This window comes from Mesorhizobium sp. P5_C1, from assembly GCF_054049815.1.
In genome coordinates, this window is the sequence record NZ_JBFULQ010000617.1 from 1 (window position 1) to 3033 (window position 3033).

The following is a 3033-nucleotide window of genomic DNA, read 5'->3' on the forward strand; positions in this document are numbered from 1 at the left end:
GGGCCGCAGCATGACGACATCGCAATCCATCCATAGCCCGCCATGCTCGTACAGCACGGCGTAGCGGAAGACGTCGCTGAAATACCTGATCTCGGAGCCGGCGACGATCCGCTCGAACATGGCGCGCGGCATGACGTCGTCGGCATTGCGGATTTCGATCCCATGCGGGATGAGGAATTCGAGCTTCTCCGGTGCATAGCTCCACACCCGCACCGGATGGCCCGCCGCTCGCATCGACGCTGTGGCGGCAATCAGGGTACGATGCTCGGCCTTGTCGGACATCACCTGATAGAAGCAGTTGATCTGGGGAAGTGCGGTGTCGTCGCTGCCAAGGAAGGGATTGATCCGCGCGTCGAACTGGCGCGATCGTTCCCGCCGCTCCCGCGGAGAATCGACGTCGCGCAGAAACGGCGCAAGCTCATAGAAGAACTCCTCCGYTGACTTCACGCGGCCGGAGGCGATGGCTTCGACCAGCACCCCGCTTCTGTCCCCCGCCGCGCCATCACGAGCACGGTCAGGCTTCATCCGCGTTTCCGTTGGAGGAGCGGTATGCGCTGAATAATCTGCCTGGAGCCGCGAGGCCGGCGACGACAGCRTCAGCCTGGACGCTGTGTCAGCCACACCCGATGGCAGGCTATCCACCTCCTCCAGCAAGGCCTGGACCTCACCCGCATCGACGGTCGCGATCCAGGACTCGCTGTCGGCCACACCGTAAGAAATCAGCAAACGCGCGTCATCCGGATGCCAGGCTAGACCCGCAGCGAATTCAGGGCCCTTTTTGTTGAAGAAGAACGGACGGCTCACTTTTCGCAGAACGCTTGTTTCGTCGAACCAGACGAACCGATGCATGCACCAATGGAGCTTCTCCGCAAACCTCCATTGCACTTCCTGAATCAATGTCAGCCAACCGCCGGCGAAAGCGAGCAGTTGGGTTCCTCCCCCGAACTTATGGGTCGCGATCGCGGGAGACGTCTCAAGGACGGTCGCAGCATGCTCGTCCACTATCCTGACGGAGTCACCGAAACAGATGAATTGCAGCTTCTCGCCGCCTGCGGCAGGCTTGACTTGCGGCATCCAGTTCTTCTCGTGCACCCGCGGTCCTGCCGGATGGAGCACGCGCCAGTCGGTCAGCCGGCTGGCGCCACCCTCGTCGATGCGCGCGATGACCTGTTCGCACTGTCCGTCCGGTATCAGTTCGCGCACGCACGAGACGCCCCATAGCGCATCGCGCCAGGCGAACAGGCGCATATCCTCAAGAACCCGGTCGCGCGCGAGTTCCGGCATGTCAGCCGGCGGCAAAATCTCGTTTGCGGACTGGATGGCGAGTTCATCGCTCAATCGGAGCAGGAAATTGCGCGTGTGAACCGGCACTCCGTCCGGCGTGTCGTATCGAAGGTTGTCTTCGGTCCGGGTGAAATTCACCGTCCGCTGCAACAGCACGATCTGGCCGCCCCACCGGGTCACCGACGGGTTTGACGGCCGATAGCCGTCGGGCGCCGTGAAACCGACCGGACGCGCGCTGAAGGACGGCATCACCGTCTTGGCGGGCTGCACATAGAAGAACAGGTTCGACCACGCCAGATCCCTGGGGCCATCGGCGATGGTCCGGTTCAGCGCCAGCCAGTTGCACGCCGCGAAGCCGCGGTCCTTGCGCACGGGATCGCGCGCGTAGTTTGCCGCGATCGCGTACTCCTCCAGCAGGCCTGTCGTGTAGGCGTAGTCCTCAATAAACAGGATGTCCTGGTCGGGTCGCCTGATCGCCAGCCCGGCTTCCGAAAACAGCACGCTGGCGTCATTCATCCCCTTCTCGCGGTAGAACCGCGCCAGGTCATAGAGCGGCTCGGCACGTTGCGGCCGCTGATTGAAGGCGGCAAGCGCCTGGCCGATGAAGCCAGCCTCGTCGCCAAGCGTGCGCAGACAGCGCGCCTCTTGCAGCCGGGCGTTCCACGCCTCCTCGTCCCAGCCGCCCATCGCGGCGCGCTTGGCATATGCCACCGCGGCCTCCGCCGTCCGCCCGGCGTCGCGGTAGGATTGCGCCAGGTAGAACCAGTAGCGCTGATTATCCGGATCCTTTTCGAGGGCCTCCAGCAAAAGTCTGGCATCGCGCTCGAATTTGTCCACCCGGTTCGAGCCGCTGGCGTGGTCCTTGTACCAGGCGCTGCGTAGTTCTTGCACGCCGCCGGGCACGTCGAGATACTCGTGGGTTACACCACGGTAGCGTGCGCCAGCATCGCGCCTGACAATGCGCGTGTTCCAATAGGCGAGGCCTGAATCCGAGCGTTGCAGCAGCCGGTAGCCTGGACCGTCGAGCCCCTCGCGGAAGCCCGTATCCTCGACCATCAGTTCCATGTCGGCGTCGTCGAACAGCAGATAGTCATAAGCGAGCGGCGAGGCATAGGCGTGATCGAGCGCGGCGTTGCGCGCCTGCTCGAAATTGTGGAATGGAAATTCGTGCAGCTCACCTGGCAGGTTGCGTGCGGCGAAGAACGACTTGACGAAATCCTGTGTCCCGTCGGTCGAGCCGGTATCGCCGATGACCCAGCAGTCGATGTGGCTCGCAACTGCGCCGAGACAGCGCTCGAGATTTGCCATCTCGTTCTTGACGATCATGTTGAGACAGAGGCGCTTGCCGCTTGTCATATGCTGACTGTCTGCTCCCCGGATAACTGCGGGTCGAGGCGGTCACTTTTATGCCGTCGTGCCGTCTGGGGCAGCAATCCGCTCCGATGCGGATTTGTCCGACCTTCATGCCCCATGTGCAATACCCCCCTGCCTCGGCCATTCGCATGACCCGTGTGCAAAGGATAGTTCGTCCCTTCCTTTGCAAACGCGACCCCCACGCTATCCATTGTTAGCTAGCGCTGTCCGCCGCCGCAAGGGTCTCGCCGTCCCGCTGAACCAGCCGTTGGCGAGCAAACGCTCCGTTCGGGTCGATCGCTCACTTCGCCGTGATTTCGAGGGCACGACGCGAACCAGGGGGCACCTTTAAGCCTCGGATTTTTCGAAGGGTTTGGCCCACGAGCGCCATGTAGA

The 3033-nt window shown here is 62.7% G+C and carries 1 protein-coding gene; it reads right to left on the reverse strand.

The genetic code is table 11. The annotated features are described in order from the left end of the window. On the reverse strand, positions 1-2640 hold a 2640-nt coding region (locus ACXJ7R_RS28870; RefSeq protein ID WP_457154805.1), incomplete at its 3' end, for a tetratricopeptide repeat protein. Positions 2641-3033: the final 393 nt, after the last annotated feature.